This is a genomic window from Pseudomonas sp. PS01299 (assembly GCF_029960145.1).
GTDB classification, from domain to species: Bacteria; Pseudomonadota; Gammaproteobacteria; order Pseudomonadales; family Pseudomonadaceae; genus Aquipseudomonas; species Aquipseudomonas putida_A.
In genome coordinates, this window is sequence record NZ_JASCPO010000141.1 from 1 (window position 1) to 15023 (window position 15023).

Here is a 15023-nt window from a genome sequence, read left to right on the forward strand (position 1 = left end):
GCGGTGTGTCATCCAACATTGATGTCGACTGACACGGCCTCTTCGCGAGCAAGCCCGCTCCCACAGGAGATCACCTACTCAGACGGTACGGTGTCCTCATCCCGGCGATGGGCGATCTGGTACAGCGCGGGCAAGATCAGCAACGTGAGAATCGTCGAGGACAGAATTCCGCCGATCACCACGGTTGCCAGCGGCCGCTGCACTTCAGCACCGGTGCCGGTTGCCAGCGCCATCGGAATAAACCCCAGCGACGCCACCAACGCGGTCATCAACACTGGCCGCAACCGCGTCAGCGCGCCGACGTTGATTGCCTCCGTCAGTGAGCGCCCTTCCTCGCGCAAATTGCGAATGAACGCGATCATCACCAAACCGTTGAGCACCGCCACCCCGGACAACGCGATAAACCCCACGCCAGCGGAAATCGACAACGGAATATCCCGCAGCCACAGCGCCATCACCCCGCCGGTCAGGGCAAACGGAATACCGGTAAACACCAGCAAGCCGTCCTTCAGATTGTTGAACATCATGAACAACAAGCCGAACACCAGAAGCAGCGCCACCGGCACGACTATCTGCAAGCGCTTGGCCGCCGATTGCAGTTGCTCGAACTGCCCGCCCCAACTGGTCCAATAACCGGCCGGCACCTGCACATCACGCTCGATCAGCGCACCCGCCTCGCTGACGAACGAGCCGATATCCCGCCCGCGCACGTTGGCGCTGACGATCACCAGGCGCTTGCCGTTTTCGCGGCTGACCTGGTTCGGCCCGAGCACCAGATCGAGGCTGGCGACGTCTTTCAGCGCGATAAACCCGATCTGATTCGCCGCACCGCTCAGCGCCGGCACCGGAATCAGCAACGCCGACAAGCCGTCGATGTCCTTGCGCATGGCATCGGACAAGCGCACCACCATGTCGAAACGCCGATCACCCTCATACAAGGTCCCAGCCTGACGCCCGCCCACTGCCACAGCGATGGTGTCCTGTACATCACCGACGTTGAGCCCGTAACGCGCCGCCTTGTCGCGGTCGATGTTGATGGTCAGCACCGGCAACCCGGTGGTCTGCTCGACTTTCACTTCAGAGGCGCCGTTGACCTTTTGCATCGCCGCCGCGATCTTCGCTGCCGTGGCGTTGAGCACGTCCATGTCATCGCCGAACACCTTCACTGCGACATCGCTGCGCACACCGGAGATCAGTTCGTTGAAGCGCAGTTGAATCGGCTGCGACAGTTCATAGTTGCTACCCGGCAACGTCGCGGCGGCTTGTTGCAACTCGGCCATCAGTGTTTCGCGGGACTTGTTCGGGTCTGGCCATTTATCCTTCGGTTTGAGCATCACGTAGCTATCAGAGATGTTCGGCGGCATCGGATCGGAGGCGATTTCCGCCGTACCGGTGCGGGCGAACACCCGTTCAACCTCCGGCACTTTGGCCAGGATCAGCGTCTCCAGCCGCTGCTGCATGTCCACCGATTGCGTCAGGCTGGTGCCCGGCACGCGCAGCGCTTGCAGGGCAAAATCCCCCTCACTGAGACTCGGCACAAACTCGCTGCCCATGCGGCTGGTGAGCACGCCGCTGAGCACGATCACGCCCAACGCCGCGCCCACGGCCACCGTGCGATGGGCCATGACCCAGGCCAGCGCCGGCGCATACACCCGACGTGCACCGCGCATCACCGCGCCCTCTTCTTCCTTGACCTTGCCGGTGACGAACAGCGCAATCGCTGCCGGCACAAAGGTCACCGACAGCAGCATCGCACCGAGCAAAGCGATGACCACGGTGAACGCCATCGGGTGGAACATTTTCCCTTCGACGCCGCTCAGGGCGAAGATCGGCAGGTACACCACCATGATGATCAACTGGCCGAAAATCAGCGGTCGGCGCGCCTCCTTCGCCGCGGCAAAGACCTCCTTGAAACGCTCGGCGCGGGTCAACAAACGGCCGTGATGCTGCTGCGCATGCGCCAGACGACGCAGGGTGTTTTCGACGATCACCACCGCGCCGTCGACGATGATCCCGAAGTCCAGCGCGCCGAGGCTCATCAGGTTGGCACTGACCTTGTTGCTGAACATCCCGGTGAAGGTGAACAGCATCGACAGCGGAATCACCATTGCCGTGATCAGCGCGGCGCGGATGTTGCCGAGGAACAGGAACAGAATCGCGATCACCAGAATCGCGCCTTCGATCAGGTTCTTTTTCACTGTGGCGATGGCTTTGTCGACCAGGTGCGTGCGGTCATAGACCGGCACGGCGATCACGCCTTGCGGCAGGGATTTATTGATCTGTTCCAGCTTGCTGGCCACCGCTTGCGAAACGGTGCGGCTGTTTTCGCCGATCAGCATGAACACCGTACCCAGCACCACTTCGCGACCGTTTTCGGTGGCCGCACCGCTGCGCAGTTCGCGGCCGATTTCCACCGTGGCGACGTTCTTCACCCGGATCGGCGTGCCGTCGACATTGGCCATGACGATGTTGGCGATGTCCTCGGTGCTCGCCACTTGCCCCGGCGCGCGGATCAGCAACTGCTCGCCGCTGCGCTCGATGTAGCCGGCGCCGACGTTGGCGTTGTTGCGCTCCAGCGCCGTGACCAGATCGGTGAGGGTGAGCTTGTACGCGGCAAGGCGTTTCGGGTCCGGCGCGATCTGATATTCCTTGGCAAAACCACCGATGGTGTTGATCTCGGCGACGCCCGGCACGTTGCGCAACTGCGGCTTGATGATCCAGTCCTGAATCACCCGCAGATCGGTCGGCGTGTAGGCGCTGCCGTCGTCCTTCAGCGCGCCCTCCTGGGCTTCCACCGTCCATAAAAAGATCTCACCGAGACCGGTGGAAATCGGCCCCATCACCGCTTCCGCGCCTTCGGGCAATTGCTCCCTGGCGATCTGCAGACGCTCGTTGACCAGTTGGCGAGCGAAAAACAGGTCGGTGCCGTCCTTGAAGATCACCGTAACCTGCGACAACCCGGAGCGCGACAGCGAACGGGTCTGCTCCAGCGCCGGCAAACCGGCCATCGCGGTTTCAATCGGGAAAGTGATGCGCTGCTCGGTTTCCAGCGGCGAGAACCCGGCGGCGCCGGTGTTGATCTGCACCTGGACGTTGGTGATGTCGGGCACGGCGTCGATCGGCAGCTTTTGATAACTGGCGACGCCGAGGCCGGCCATGAGCAGAACGGCGAGCAGCACGATGATGCGCTGCTCGATGGCAAACTGGATCAGGCGTTCGAACATGGTGACCTTCCAGAATTAATGACTGTGCTCGGCTGAGGCTTTGCCCAGCTCCGACTTGAGGACGAAGCTGCCGGCGCTGGCGACTTGCACGCCCGGTTCCAGCCCTTGGGTGACTTCGACGTGGCCGGCGGCGCGGCTGCCCAGCTCCACCGCCTGCGCCTTGAAACCGTCATCGGTGCGCACGAACACCGTGGGTTTGTCCTCGACGGTCTGGATCGCGGTTTCCGGCACGGCGACTTTGGCCTGGCGGCTCTCGGTGGCGACCCGCGCGGTGACGAACAGCCCCGGGCGCCACGAGCCTTTAGGGTTTTCCACGGTCACGCGCACGGTCGCGGTGCGGGTCTGTTCGCCGAGCAGGCTGCCGACGTACGCCACGCTGCCGGTCACTTCGGCCTTTAACTCAGGCGCGCTGACAGTCACCGGTTTGCCCACCTGCACTTTGGTCAGATCCTTGGGCGAGACACCGAACGTGACCCACACCCGCGACAGATCCGAGAGGGTGAATGCGGCAGTGGTTTCATCGACCACCTCCCCCGGTGTCAGGTGTTTTTCCACCACCACACCGTCGAACGGTGCGCGCAGTTCGTAGCGATTGCCGCCGGTGGCGACCACGCTGCCGCTGAGCACGCTGATTTTCTGTCGGGCGTTGTTCATGGCGATTTCCGCTTCTTCCAGCGCCTGCCTGGCCTGGAGGAAATCCTGCTCGGCGGAGATCTTGTCCTGCCAGAGCTTTTTTTCGCGTTCGTAGGTGGTGCGCGCCAACGCCAAGCGACGTTGCGCGGCGGCCTGTTCACTGCGCTGATCGGAGATTTGCTGACTGGCGATCACCGCCAGCAACTGGCCCTTTTTCACCGGTTGCCCGAGGTTGACCGCCACCGACTCGACCACCCCCGGCACGCGCGGCACGACGTGTGCCGTGCGGTCCTCGTCGAAGCGCACTTCGCCGGGAAACGACAAGCCGAGACTGATGCTTTGCGCCCGCACCTCGGCCAGTTGAATGCCTGCGGCGGCGATCTGCTCGGCGCTCAATTCGATGTGGCCTTGTTCGGCATGTTCGCCTTCGGCGGCAGCGCCCTCCTCGGCGTGATCGGCGTGTTCGGAGGCCTCATCAGCATGCGCGTCGATATTTGAATTGGCCGGCCACATCGAACCGAGGCCAATGCCCAGCGCCAAGGTCGCCACCGCGACCACCATCAGTTTTTTATCCATGGAAACTCCTCTGCGCCGTGCCATCGCGCAGTTGTCTGAAAAGTGAAATTCAAGGGCTGACGCTGAGGTCGCCGTAGATCCGTTCGAGGCGCACGCGGGCGTCGGTCGCCTCGCTGACGGCCTGGATGTATTGGCTGCGCGCAGCGATCAGGGTGCGTTGGGCATCGAGTACGTCGAGGAAACCGAACTTGCCCATTTCGAAACCGCGCGTGGCGCTGTCCACTGCGCTTTGTGCGGCGGGCAGGATGGTCTGGTTGAACGCGTTGACTTCGCCGTTGGCGGTCTGCCATTGCTCAAGGCTGGTCTGGACTTCGGTGCGCAAACGCAGCTCGGTGGCGTTGCGCAGATCCCGCGCCTGATCGCTGCGCCGTGCGGCGGCGAGCACGTTGCCCTGATTGCGGTTGAACAGCGGAATCGGCATCGACAGCCCGACCACGTTGACTCGCTCACGCTCGGTTTCGCTGTACTGGCTGCCGATGCTCACGGTCAGGTCGGGAATGCGCTGGGACTTTTCCAGGCCCAACGAGGCTTCGCGCTGATCGATCTGCAGCTTCGCCAGACGCAGCTCGGCAGTCTGGTTCAGACGCTCAAGCAAACGGCCGGGCGGCGGCAGCGTGGCGAGGTTCTGTGTGCCGGGTTGCACGTTGGTCGAAGTCGGCAACGGTGCGCCCATGACCTGCGCCAGTTGCTGATAGGCGTTGGCCTGATCGCGCTCGGCGCGGCTCACCTCCAGGCGCACTTCCGAGAGCTGCACTTGCGCCCGCGTGCCTTCGACCGGCGACGATTTACCGGCCTCGATCCGCCCCTGAGCAACGCGCACACCGTGCTCGGCCAGTTGCAGCGACTGGCGCGCCAGCTGCAAGCGTTGCTGCGCGGTTTGCGTGCTGTTGAACGCTTGAATCACATCGGCGCGCAAGGCATTGCGCTTGCGCTCCAGCTCGATGCCGGCGGCGTCCTGCGCACGGCTGGCGACATCGATGCGCGCGCCGCGTTTGCCGCCCAGTTCAATCGGTTGACTGAGCATCACCGTGGTGGTGCGCGAGTTGCGCCGGGTGTCTTCGGCCTCCCACGACACCTCGGGATTGGGGATCAGCCCGGCCTGCTGGCGATCGCCCTCGGCAATACCGATTTCCCATTGCGCGGCAGCGAGATCGGGGTTGCCGGCGAAGGCACTTTGCAGCGCCTGATCCAGTGTCAGGGTCGATGCGCTGGCCAGGCTGCTGCACGCCAGCAACAAGAGGCCGCTGGCGGTTTTGTTCAGGCGTGATCGCGCCGTCAGTTCGATTAAACCGGGCAATGGAGGACTTCCTTTAATTCAGGATTTTTCGATGCCGCCACGTTAGGGTTTTGAACTTATCGACAAGGTGACTGGAACATTACAAATCCGTTATCCACGGTTTGGCAAAGTTGTTTTGTTCTAGGATGCGAAGTGCAATCGGCTTTGCCGCAATACATAGAAACAAATACTCGGTAGTTAACTGCTGAACAGTACTTGTCGGAATCAAACTTACGAGAATCACGTGGTCCGCGCTGCGGCGGACTGTCGCACAGCCCCGGTTTAAAGCATTGGGTTGTTGACCCTGTAGCCGCTACAACCTTTATCGTTGCGGACATCCCCTCACCCCAGCCCTCTCCCGGGGGGAGAGGGGGCCGACCGAAGTGTCTCGGGTTTTTTATCGACCTGTTACATCAAGTCGATTATGGATTCAGTAAAGTTTTTTCACGTTGGCGTAGTTCTGAAATATCCCGCATTCAGTCCCCTCTCCCTCGGGGAGAGGGTTAGGGTGAGGGGTTGCCTTAATTAGATATCCATTAAATAAAAGTGGTGATAGATCATGCGAATCCTTGTCGTCGAGGACGAGCTTAAAGCTGCCGAATACTTGCATCAGGGTTTGACCGAAAGTGGTTATATCGTTGATCACGCCGCCACCGGTGCCGATGGATTGCATCTGGCGCAACAGCAGGCGTATGACCTGATCATTCTCGACGTGAACTTGCCGGAACTGGACGGCTGGGGCGTGCTGGAGCAACTGCGCCGCACCCACTCGACGCGGGTGATGATGCTCACCGCGCGCGGGCGGCTGGCGGACAAGATTCGTGGTCTGGATCTGGGCGCCGACGACTACCTGGTCAAGCCGTTCGAGTTTCCCGAACTGCTGGCGCGGGTGCGCACCCTGATGCGCCGCAGCGAAAACATACCGGTGCCGCAGGTGTTGAAAGTCGCCGATCTGGAGCTTGATCCGGGCCGGCATCGGGCGTTTCGGGGTGCGCAGCGCATCGACCTGACCACCAAGGAATTCGCCCTGCTGCACTTGTTGATGCGCCAGTCCGGCGAGGTGCTGACCCGTACGCAGATCATTTCGCTGGTGTGGGACATGAATTTCGACTGCGACACCAACGTGGTCGAAGTGTCGATCCGGCGCTTGCGGGCGAAGATCGATGACCCGTTCGACAACAAGCTGATCCACACCCTGCGCGGTGTCGGCTATGTGCTGGAGGCGCGAGAATGAGGCCGGCCAGCCTGTCGATGCGCCTCGGTCTGACGGTAAGTATTCTCGGCGCGCTGTTGGTTGTATTCCTGGCGATCCTCGCCTATTTCGCCCTGACCCATGAGCTGAATGCGCTGTCCCGCGACAGCCTGCAAAAGAAGATGGCGCAGGTGGAGCACAGCCTGTCGCTGTACGTCGACGCCAATGAGGTCAGTGGCAAGCCGCACATTCTGCTCGATCAGGTCATGGGCCACGACAACCTGACGCTGACGATTTATGACCGCTCGAACCTGCGTACGCCGCTGCTCAAATCCGGCTCGGGACTGAAGGATCCGCGCGCCGAATTGCGCGCAGTACGAGGCACTACCGAGCAGTTGGCCTATAGCGACAGCATCGATGACGAGGGTGCGAAGTTCCTTACCGCGTCGAAGCTGATTCGGCTCAAGGACGGCAGCAGCGTGCCGGTGCTGCTGTCGATGGACAACGCGCACGATCAGGCGCTGCTCAGCGCCTATCTGCGCTCGACGCTGATTGCCTTGCCGCTGTTGCTGGTGTTCATCGGCCTGACGGCGTGGGGCGCGGTGCAGCGTGGATTGGCGCCGCTGCGCGAGTTTCGCAAAGTGGCGGCGATGGTCTCGACGCAGGACCTGGAGCATCGGCTGTCGGTGGTGAACATGCCGCAGGAGTTGAGCGAACTGGCGCAGGGCATCAACTTCATGCTGCATCGCCTCGATGCCGGGGTGCAGCAGTTGTCACAGTTCTCCGATGACCTGGCGCATGAACTGCGCACGCCGATCAACAACCTGATGGGCAAGGCCCAGGTGACGCTGTCGCGCGAGCGCACGAGCGAGGAATACCAGGACGTTCTGGTGTCGTGCACCGAGGAGCTGGAGCGCGTGGCGCGGATTGTTTCCGACATGCTGTTTTTGGCGCAGGTCAGTCATCCGTCGGCACTGGCGCCGTTTGAATCGGTGGCGCTGGAGGAGGAAGCGGCGAAGGTCGCGGAGATGTTTTCGCTGGCGGCGCAGGACAAGCAGATTCATTTGAATGTTGTTGGCAGCGCATCGGTGTTGGGCGATCGGCTGATGATCCAGCGGGCGATTTCCAATCTGCTGTCGAATGCGCTGCGTCATTGCCCGAACGGCAAAACCATCACCTTGCTGATCGAGCAAGGCGCAACGCAGGCTTCACTGCTGGTGAGCAATCCCGGCGCCGGCATCGAGGCGCAACATCTGCCGCATCTGTTCGACCGCTTCTACCGCGTCGACAGCGCCCGCTCGCGCTCACAGGGCAGCACCGGGCTGGGGCTGGCGATCGTGCGCTCGATCATGAGCCTGCATCAGGGGGTAGCGGAGGTGAAGAGCTTGCCAGGTGTCATGACCGTGTTCCGCCTCGGTTTTCCTGCGGCGACACCCATGGCCCCATCGCTTGCAGGCAAGCTCCCACAGTGATTTGCGGGGTACTCAGGTTTTGTGACCACCACTGAAACCTGTAGGCCTTCACCTGCTCGCGATGGCGGTGGGTCCTGCAACATCTGCACTGCCTGATACTGAGCCTTCGCGAGCAAGCTCGCTCCCACAGGGACAGTAGTCATTCACAAAATGTGTGGACACCGCCAAAACCTGTGGGAGCGAGCTTGCTCGCGAAAGCGTCGGATCAGGCGATATCCATGTTGAATGTCAGAAAGCAATCGCTTGCAGGCAAGCTCCCACAGTGGTTTCGGGTGCACTCTGAATTTGTAAGCAACACAGAACCCTGTGGGAGCGTGGCTTGCTCGCGGAAGCGGTAGATCAGGCAACAAAAAAAACGGCACCTCACGGTGCCGTTTTGCTTTTCACACATCAACCATCACTTACGCGCATCCGCCCACGATTTCAGCAGTTGGTTGTAGCTCACGGTCTCGCCCTGCGGCTTCTCGTTGGCCAGTTTTGGTTTTGGTGCGCCCGGTTGGTCGAACCAGTATTGCGCGTCGCGTTCCGGGTTCATTTTCGGGGCGCATACTGCTTGCGCCTTGGAGCGTTCGAGGCGGGTCATGATTGCGTCCTGATCCTTGGCCAGGCCGTCCAGCGCCTGTTGCGGAGTCTTCTCGCCGCTGGCCGCTTCGGCGATGTGGCTCCACCACAATTGCGCCAGGCGCGGATAGTCCGGCACGTTGGTGCCGGTCGGGGTCCATTGCACGCGGGCCGGGCTGCGGTAGAACTCGACCAGGCCACCGAGTTTCGGCGCCAGATCGGTCATCGCCTGCGAGTTGATGTCCGACTCGCGGATCGGCGTCAGGCCGACGATGGTTTTCTTCAGCGACACGGTTTTCGAGGTGACGAATTGCGCGTACAGCCACGCCGCGAGTTTCTGTTTCTCAGGGGTGGATTTCATGAACGTCCACGAACCCACGTCCTGATAGCCGAGCTTCATGCCCTCCTCCCAATACGGCCCGCGCGGCGACGGTGCCATGCGCCATTTCGGCGTGCCGTCGGCGTTGACCACCGGCAGGCCCGGTTTGGTCATGTCGGCGGTGAACGCGGTGTACCAGAAGATCTGCTGGGCGATGTTGCCTTGCGACGGCACCGGGCCGGACTCGGAGAAGGTCATGCCCGCCGCTTCCGGTGGCGCGTAGGCCTTGAGCCAGTCGACGTATTTCTGCGTCGCGAACACCGCCGCCGGGCCGTTGGTGTCGCCGCCGCGGGTCACGCTGGAGCCGACCGGGTGGCAGTCCTCGACGCGAATCCCCCACTCGTCCACCGGCAAGCCGTTGGGCAGGCCCTTGTCGCCGCCACCGGCCATGGAAAACCAGGCATCGGTGAAACGCCAGCCCAGCGACGGGTCTTTCTTACCGTAGTCCATGTGTCCGTAGACGCGTTTGCCGTCGATCTCCTTGACGTCTTCGCTGAAGAATTTGGCGATGTCTTCATAGGCCGACCAGTTCACCGGCACGCCCAATTCGTAGCCGTACTTTTCCTTGAACTTGGCTTTCAGATCGGCGCGTTCGAACCAGTCGGCGCGGAACCAGTACAGGTTGGCGAACTGTTGGTCGGGCAGTTGATAGATCTTGCCGTCCGGCGCGGTAGTGAACGAGATGCCGATGAAGTCCTTGATGTCGAGGGTCGGCGAGGTGAAGTTCTTGCCTTCGTTGGCCATCAGGTCGGTGATCGATTCGGTCTTGCCGTAGCGAAAGTGCGTACCGATCAGGTCCGAGTCGTTGACCCAGCCGTCGTAGATGTTCTTGTCCGACTGCATCACCGTCTGCATTTTTTCCACCACATCGCCTTCTTGCAGCAGGTCGTGGGTGAGCTTGATCCCGGTGATTTCGGTGAAGGCCTTGGCCAGCACCTTGGACTCGTATTCGTGGGTGGTCAGGGTCTCGGAAACCACTTTGATTTCCATGCCGCGAAACGGCTCGGCGGCCTTGATGAACCACTTCAATTCTTCGAGCTGCTGATCCGCCGTCAGGGTCGACGGTTTGAACTCGCTGCCGATCCATTTTTTCGCAGCGTCTTCGTAGGCATCGGCCCAGGCAGATGCGCTCAAACCGCTGAGTGCCAGCAAGGCTGCCAATGAAATGCTATGTCGCAGCTTATTGTTTTTGTCGAACATAGAGACCTCCAGTTTGAGTTACGGAGCACGATCGCCGAGCGACTCGACTAGCCCCAGCGCATCACAACCAACAGCCACACCAGAGACAGCGCGGACGCTACCCAGATGCTCCAGTCGGTGACGCCGATTACCAGCAGATGCAGGTAGGCGCTGCCGAGAAGACCGATGAACAAGCGATCGCCACGGGTGGTGGCAATCGGCAGAAAACCGCGTCGCAGGATGCTTGGCGAGCGCAATTCCCAGGTGGTCATGCCCACCAGCAGCAGGCCGATGGCAATAAAGAACCCCGCCGTGGGGGTGGTCCAGCTCATCCATTCCATCATGCGTTCCTCAGACCCGACCGAGGGCAAAGCCCTTGGCCACGTGGTTGCGAACAAACCAGATCACCAGCATGCCCGGCAGGATGGTCAGCACCCCCGCCGCCGCCAGCACGCCCCAGTCGATGCCCGAAGCGGAAACCGTGCGCGTCATCACCGCGGCAATCGGCTTGGCGTTGACCGAAGTCAGCGTGCGCGCCAGCAGCAGTTCGACCCAGGAAAACATGAAGCAGAAAAACGCCGTCACACCGATGCCGGAGCCGATCAGCGGGATGAAAATCTTCACGAAGAACTTGGGAAAGCTGTAGCCGTCGATGTACGCGGTTTCGTCGATTTCCTTGGGCACCCCGGACATGAAACCTTCAAGAATCCACACCGCCAGCGGCACGTTGAACAGGCAGTGCGCCAAGGCCACGGCGATGTGCGTGTCGAACAGCCCAATCGACGAATACAGCTGGAAGAACGGCAACAGAAACACCGCCGGTGGCGCCATGCGGTTGGTCAGCAGCCAGAAGAACAGGTGCTTGTCGCCGAGGAAGCGATAGCGCGAAAACGCATAGGCCGCCGGCAGCGCCACACTCAGCGAGATCACCGTGTTCAGGCTGACGTAATACAGTGAATTGAGATAACCGGTGTACCAGCTCGGATCGGTGAAAATCACCTTGTAGTTGTGCCAGGTGAAATCCTGGGGGACCAGGGTCAACCCGCCGAGAATTTCGGTGTTGCTCTTGAACGACATGTTCAGCAGCCAGTAGATCGGCACCAGCAGAAACAGGATGTACACCAGCAGCGGAATCAGCTTTCTCTTGCTCATGGCCGGGCCCTCAGCGGTTGGCGTCGGAATGGGTCATGGCGGTGTAGAACAGCCACGAAACCAGCAGGATGATCAGGAAGTACACCAGCGAAAACGCCGCCGCCGGCCCCAGATCGAATTGGCCGACCGCCATCTGCGTCAGCGTCTGACTGAGGAAGGTCGTGGCATTGCCCGGCCCGCCACCGGTGAGCACAAACGGCTCGGTGTAGATCATGAAACTGTCCATGAAACGCAGCATCACCGCGATCAGCAGCACGCTTTTCAACTTCGGTAACTGAATATGGCGGAACACTGCCCACGCCGAGGCGCGGTCGATTCGCGCCGCCTGGTAATACACGTCGGGAATCGCCCGCAACCCGGAGAAACACAGCAGCGCCACCAGCGACGTCCAGTGCCAGACGTCCATCACCAGCACCGTCACCCAGGCGTCCATGGTGTTGGCCGCGTAGTTGTAACTGATGCCCAGCGCATTCAGGCTCGACCCGAGCAGACCAATGTCGGCACGCCCGAAAATCTGCCAGATGGTGCCGACCACGTTCCATGGGATCAGCAGCGGAATCGCCAGGATGATCAGCACCACTGACGACCAGCGGCCCTTGGTCGGCATGGTCAGGGCGACGGCGATACCCAACGGAATTTCGATCAGCAGCACGCAGGCCGAGTAGATGAACTGGCGCAGCAGCGAGTCATGCAGACGCGGGTCGAGCAGCACCTGCTTGTACCAGTCGGCACCGACGAAGTAGCGGCTGGACTGGTCGAAAATGTCCTGCACCGAATAGTTGACCACGGTCATCATCGGGATCACCGCACTGAACGCCACCAGCAGGAACACCGGCAACACCAGCCACCAGGCCTTGTTGTTCTGCACCTTGTTCATGGCTGCACCTCTTCATCGGCTTCAAGCAGAAACTCATCGGCATAGACCATCAGCCACTGCGCCGGAAAACTGATGTACGCCGTGCCCTGCGACACCGGTTTGTCTTCGGCCAGACGCACCTTGAGCGGCGCGCCGTCGAGGTCGAGGGTGAGGATCTTGTAGGTGCCGAGGTCTTCGACGTGAACCACCCGCGCCTGCATCGCCTCGTCAAACGGCTCGTCCCAGACATGGATGAACTCCGGGCGGATGCCGACCTTCAGATTTTTCCACTGACCATGTTCGATATGCCGTTGCAAGGCGTCGGACAACGGCAAGTGCGTCGAGGCGAAACCGACCCCGCCCGGCTGCGGCTGCACCTCGATCAGGTTCATCCCCGGGCTGCCGATGAAGTAGCCGACAAAGGTGTGAGTCGGCCGCTCGAACAATTCCCGTGGCGTGCCGAACTGCACGATCTGTCCGCCGTACATCACCGCGATCTTGTCGGCGAAGGTCGAAGCTTCGAGCTGATCGTGGGTGACGTAGACCATGGTGATGTTGAACTGCTCGTGGATCTGCTTGAGCTTGCGCCGCAGTTTCCACTTCAGGTGCGGGTCGATCACCGTCAGCGGCTCGTCGAAGAGAATCGCCGAGACGTCGTCACGCACCAGGCCACGGCCCATGGAGACTTTCTGTTTTTCGTCGGCAGTGAGGTTACGCGCCTTCTTGCTCAGCAAGTTTTGCAGGTCGAGGACTTCGGCAATTTCCTGCACCTTGCTGTGCACTTTCGCCTCGGCCATGCCCTGATTGCGCAGGGGGAAGGCCAGGTTGTCGAACACGGTCATGGTGTCGTAGACCACCGGGAACTGGAACACCTGAGCGATGTTGCGCTTCTCCGGGGTCAGGTCGTTGACCGCTTTGCCATCGAACAGCACATGCCCTTGCGAGGGGCTGAGCAGGCCGGAAATGATGTTGAGCAAGGTCGACTTGCCGCAACCCGAAGGGCCTAGCAAGGCATACGCGCCGCCCTGCTCCCAAATGTGATCCATCTCGCGGATCGCGTAATCGTCAGGCCCGCTCGGCTGCTTGCTGTAGCTGTGGGCGAGGTGCTGCAAACGGATTTCGGCCATCAGGCAACCCTCGCGACACGTTGGCCCGGTGCCTGCACCAGACGGCCCTGCGCATCGAACACGAACAGTTTGTGAGTCGGGATGTAGATGCGGATCGGCGCATCGACGTCGTATTCGTGAACCCCCGGCAGGTGCAGCACCAACAGGAAATGCTCGTTGCGCACGTGCAGGAAGGTTTCCGAGCCGCTGATCTCCGCCACTTCGACGGTAACCGCCAGCTCCAGATCGTCATCGTTGCTCGGCACCAGCGAGATATGGCTGGGGCGCACGCCAAAGCGAAACTCGCCCTCGCCTACAGGACGCAGGTCGACGTTCAGCGGAAAGTGCACGAAATTGGCGAAGCTGACTTCATTGCCGGCAATGCGCCCGGGCATCAGGTTGATCGGCGGTTCGGAGAACAGCTCGGCGGCCAACACGGTTTGCGGCTGGTGGTAGACCGAGGTCGACGGGCCGCTCTGGATCACCCGGCCTTCGTGAAGAATGGTCGTGGTGCCGCCCAGCGCCAACGCTTCGTTGGGTTCGGTGGTGGCGTAGATCGCGATGGTGTGGCGCAGTTTGAACAGCTCGCGCATTTCCTGGCGCAGTTCTTCGCGCAGCTTGTAGTCGAGGTTGACCAGCGGCTCGTCGAACAGGATCAACTCGGCGTCCTTGACCAACGCCCGGGCCATCGCCGTGCGCTGCTGCTGGCCGCCGGACAGCTCCAGCGGATAGCGCTGCAGAAACCTCTCGATGCGCAGCATCTTCGCGGTTTCCAGCACTTTGCTTTGGATGATTTCTTTGGAAACACCGGCCTGACGCAGCGGCGAGGCGATGTTCTCGAACACGGTCATGGTCGGGTAATTGATGAACTGCTGATAAACCATCGACACGTTGCGCAGGCGCACCGGGCGCTGGGTGACGTCGACGCCGTTCATCAGGATCCGGCCGCTGTCGGGCTTGTCCAGGCCTGCCATCAGGCGCATCAGGCTGGTCTTGCCGGACAGCGTGCGGCCGAGCAGAACGTTGAAAGATCCGGGTTCGAATTTCAGGCAGGCATCGTCGATCCAGGTCTGGCCCTCGACGGTGCGGCTGACGTGCTCCAGGGTGAGTGACATGGCTCGGCCTTTTTATTATTGGAGTCAAGCGACCTGTGCAGCAGAGCGACATTCGTGCCAGAAATGGCAAGTGGTTGATTTGTCGTGAAAAGGGCCGAAAACGCGGGGAATGGGCGTTCATTGCTGAACACATTTGAACAGTTGGGCGATTGACAATGAACAATAGTGAACAACACTCTATGAACGCTTTTTGCCCAAATTCTGTGAACGATGAAAATCCAATGTGGGAGCGGGCTTGCTCGCGAATGCGGTGTGTCAGTCGATGTAAATGTGTCTGATAAACCGCTTTCGCGAGCAAGCCC

General features: G+C 61.0%; 11 protein-coding genes. 2 read left to right on the top strand and 9 right to left on the bottom strand.

Annotation, left to right across the window (positions count from 1 at the left end; genetic code table 11):
* Window positions 1–74: 74 nt before the first annotated feature.
* The 3 genes from QMX91_RS21050 to QMX91_RS21060 are packed head-to-tail and all read right to left on the bottom strand — an operon-like array spanning window position 75 to window position 5730.
* Complete coding sequence (locus tag QMX91_RS21050) at window positions 75–3224, bottom strand: CusA/CzcA family heavy metal efflux RND transporter (RefSeq protein WP_282413290.1); 3150 nt, start codon at window positions 3222–3224, stop codon at window positions 75–77.
* 15 nt (window positions 3225–3239) lie between these two features.
* The gene (locus tag QMX91_RS21055) at window positions 3240–4433 is read right to left on the bottom strand and encodes an efflux RND transporter periplasmic adaptor subunit (protein WP_282413291.1); all 1194 of its coding nucleotides are present in this window, start codon (window positions 4431–4433) and stop codon (window positions 3240–3242) included.
* Between the two features lie 49 nt (window positions 4434–4482).
* On the bottom strand, window positions 4483–5730 hold the full coding sequence (locus QMX91_RS21060; RefSeq protein ID WP_282413292.1) for a TolC family protein: 1248 nt from the start codon (window positions 5728–5730) through the stop codon (window positions 4483–4485).
* A gap of 538 nt (window positions 5731–6268) precedes the next feature.
* On the opposite strand from QMX91_RS21060, the gene QMX91_RS21065 reads away from it, so the two are divergent.
* Both QMX91_RS21065 and QMX91_RS21070 read left to right on the top strand, forming a co-directional pair.
* On the top strand, window positions 6269–6943 hold the full coding sequence (locus tag QMX91_RS21065) for a heavy metal response regulator transcription factor (RefSeq protein WP_027614650.1): 675 nt from the start codon (window positions 6269–6271) through the stop codon (window positions 6941–6943).
* Window positions 6940–8373, top strand: coding sequence for a heavy metal sensor histidine kinase (locus QMX91_RS21070; protein ID WP_282413293.1), 1434 nt, complete (start codon window positions 6940–6942; stop codon window positions 8371–8373). The genes QMX91_RS21065 and QMX91_RS21070 overlap by 4 nt, the downstream gene beginning before the upstream one ends.
* A gap of 397 nt (window positions 8374–8770) precedes the next feature.
* Here QMX91_RS21070 and QMX91_RS21075 read toward each other — a convergent pair whose 3' ends face one another.
* From QMX91_RS21075 to QMX91_RS21100, 6 genes are read right to left on the bottom strand one after another with little or no spacing between them, the layout of a single operon-like run.
* Entirely contained in the window at window positions 8771–10513 is a 1743-nt protein-coding gene (locus QMX91_RS21075) for an ABC transporter substrate-binding protein (protein ID WP_282413294.1), read from the bottom strand.
* A 47-nt stretch (window positions 10514–10560) separates the two neighbouring features.
* Complete coding sequence (locus tag QMX91_RS21080) at window positions 10561–10833, bottom strand: DUF2160 domain-containing protein (protein ID WP_027614647.1); 273 nt, start codon at window positions 10831–10833, stop codon at window positions 10561–10563.
* 10 nt (window positions 10834–10843) lie between these two features.
* Window positions 10844–11644, bottom strand: coding sequence for a carbohydrate ABC transporter permease (locus QMX91_RS21085; RefSeq protein WP_282413295.1), 801 nt, complete (start codon window positions 11642–11644; stop codon window positions 10844–10846).
* Between the two features lie 10 nt (window positions 11645–11654).
* The gene (locus tag QMX91_RS21090; RefSeq protein ID WP_007961995.1) at window positions 11655–12521 is read right to left on the bottom strand and encodes a sugar ABC transporter permease; all 867 of its coding nucleotides are present in this window, start codon (window positions 12519–12521) and stop codon (window positions 11655–11657) included.
* Window positions 12518–13627 (bottom strand): ABC transporter ATP-binding protein, encoded by a 1110-nt coding sequence (locus QMX91_RS21095; RefSeq protein WP_282413296.1) that lies wholly within the window; start codon window positions 13625–13627, stop codon window positions 12518–12520. Before QMX91_RS21095 ends, QMX91_RS21090 begins: the two co-directional genes overlap by 4 nt.
* Window positions 13627–14721, bottom strand: a complete 1095-nt coding sequence (locus tag QMX91_RS21100) for an ABC transporter ATP-binding protein (RefSeq protein ID WP_282413297.1) — start codon at window positions 14719–14721, stop codon at window positions 13627–13629. Before QMX91_RS21100 ends, QMX91_RS21095 begins: the two co-directional genes overlap by 1 nt.
* Between the last annotated feature and the right edge of the window lie 302 nt (window positions 14722–15023).

What these genes read in the sequence shown, in the direction of transcription:
- QMX91_RS21050 (WP_282413290.1), bottom strand. Translation starts at nt 3,224, where the DNA reads ATGTTCGAACGCCTGATCCAGTTTGCCATCGAGCAGCGCATCATCGTG.
- QMX91_RS21055 (WP_282413291.1), bottom strand. Translation starts at nt 4,433, where the DNA reads ATGGATAAAAAACTGATGGTGGTCGCGGTGGCGACCTTGGCGCTGGGC.
- QMX91_RS21065 (WP_027614650.1), top strand. Translation starts at nt 6,269, where the DNA reads ATGCGAATCCTTGTCGTCGAGGACGAGCTTAAAGCTGCCGAATACTTG.
- QMX91_RS21070 (WP_282413293.1), top strand. Translation starts at nt 6,940, where the DNA reads ATGAGGCCGGCCAGCCTGTCGATGCGCCTCGGTCTGACGGTAAGTATT.
- QMX91_RS21075 (WP_282413294.1), bottom strand. Translation starts at nt 10,513, where the DNA reads ATGTTCGACAAAAACAATAAGCTGCGACATAGCATTTCATTGGCAGCC.
- QMX91_RS21080 (WP_027614647.1), bottom strand. Translation starts at nt 10,833, where the DNA reads ATGGAATGGATGAGCTGGACCACCCCCACGGCGGGGTTCTTTATTGCC.
- QMX91_RS21085 (WP_282413295.1), bottom strand. Translation starts at nt 11,644, where the DNA reads ATGAGCAAGAGAAAGCTGATTCCGCTGCTGGTGTACATCCTGTTTCTG.
- QMX91_RS21090 (WP_007961995.1), bottom strand. Translation starts at nt 12,521, where the DNA reads ATGAACAAGGTGCAGAACAACAAGGCCTGGTGGCTGGTGTTGCCGGTG.
- QMX91_RS21095 (WP_282413296.1), bottom strand. Translation starts at nt 13,627, where the DNA reads ATGGCCGAAATCCGTTTGCAGCACCTCGCCCACAGCTACAGCAAGCAG.
- QMX91_RS21100 (WP_282413297.1), bottom strand. Translation starts at nt 14,721, where the DNA reads ATGTCACTCACCCTGGAGCACGTCAGCCGCACCGTCGAGGGCCAGACC.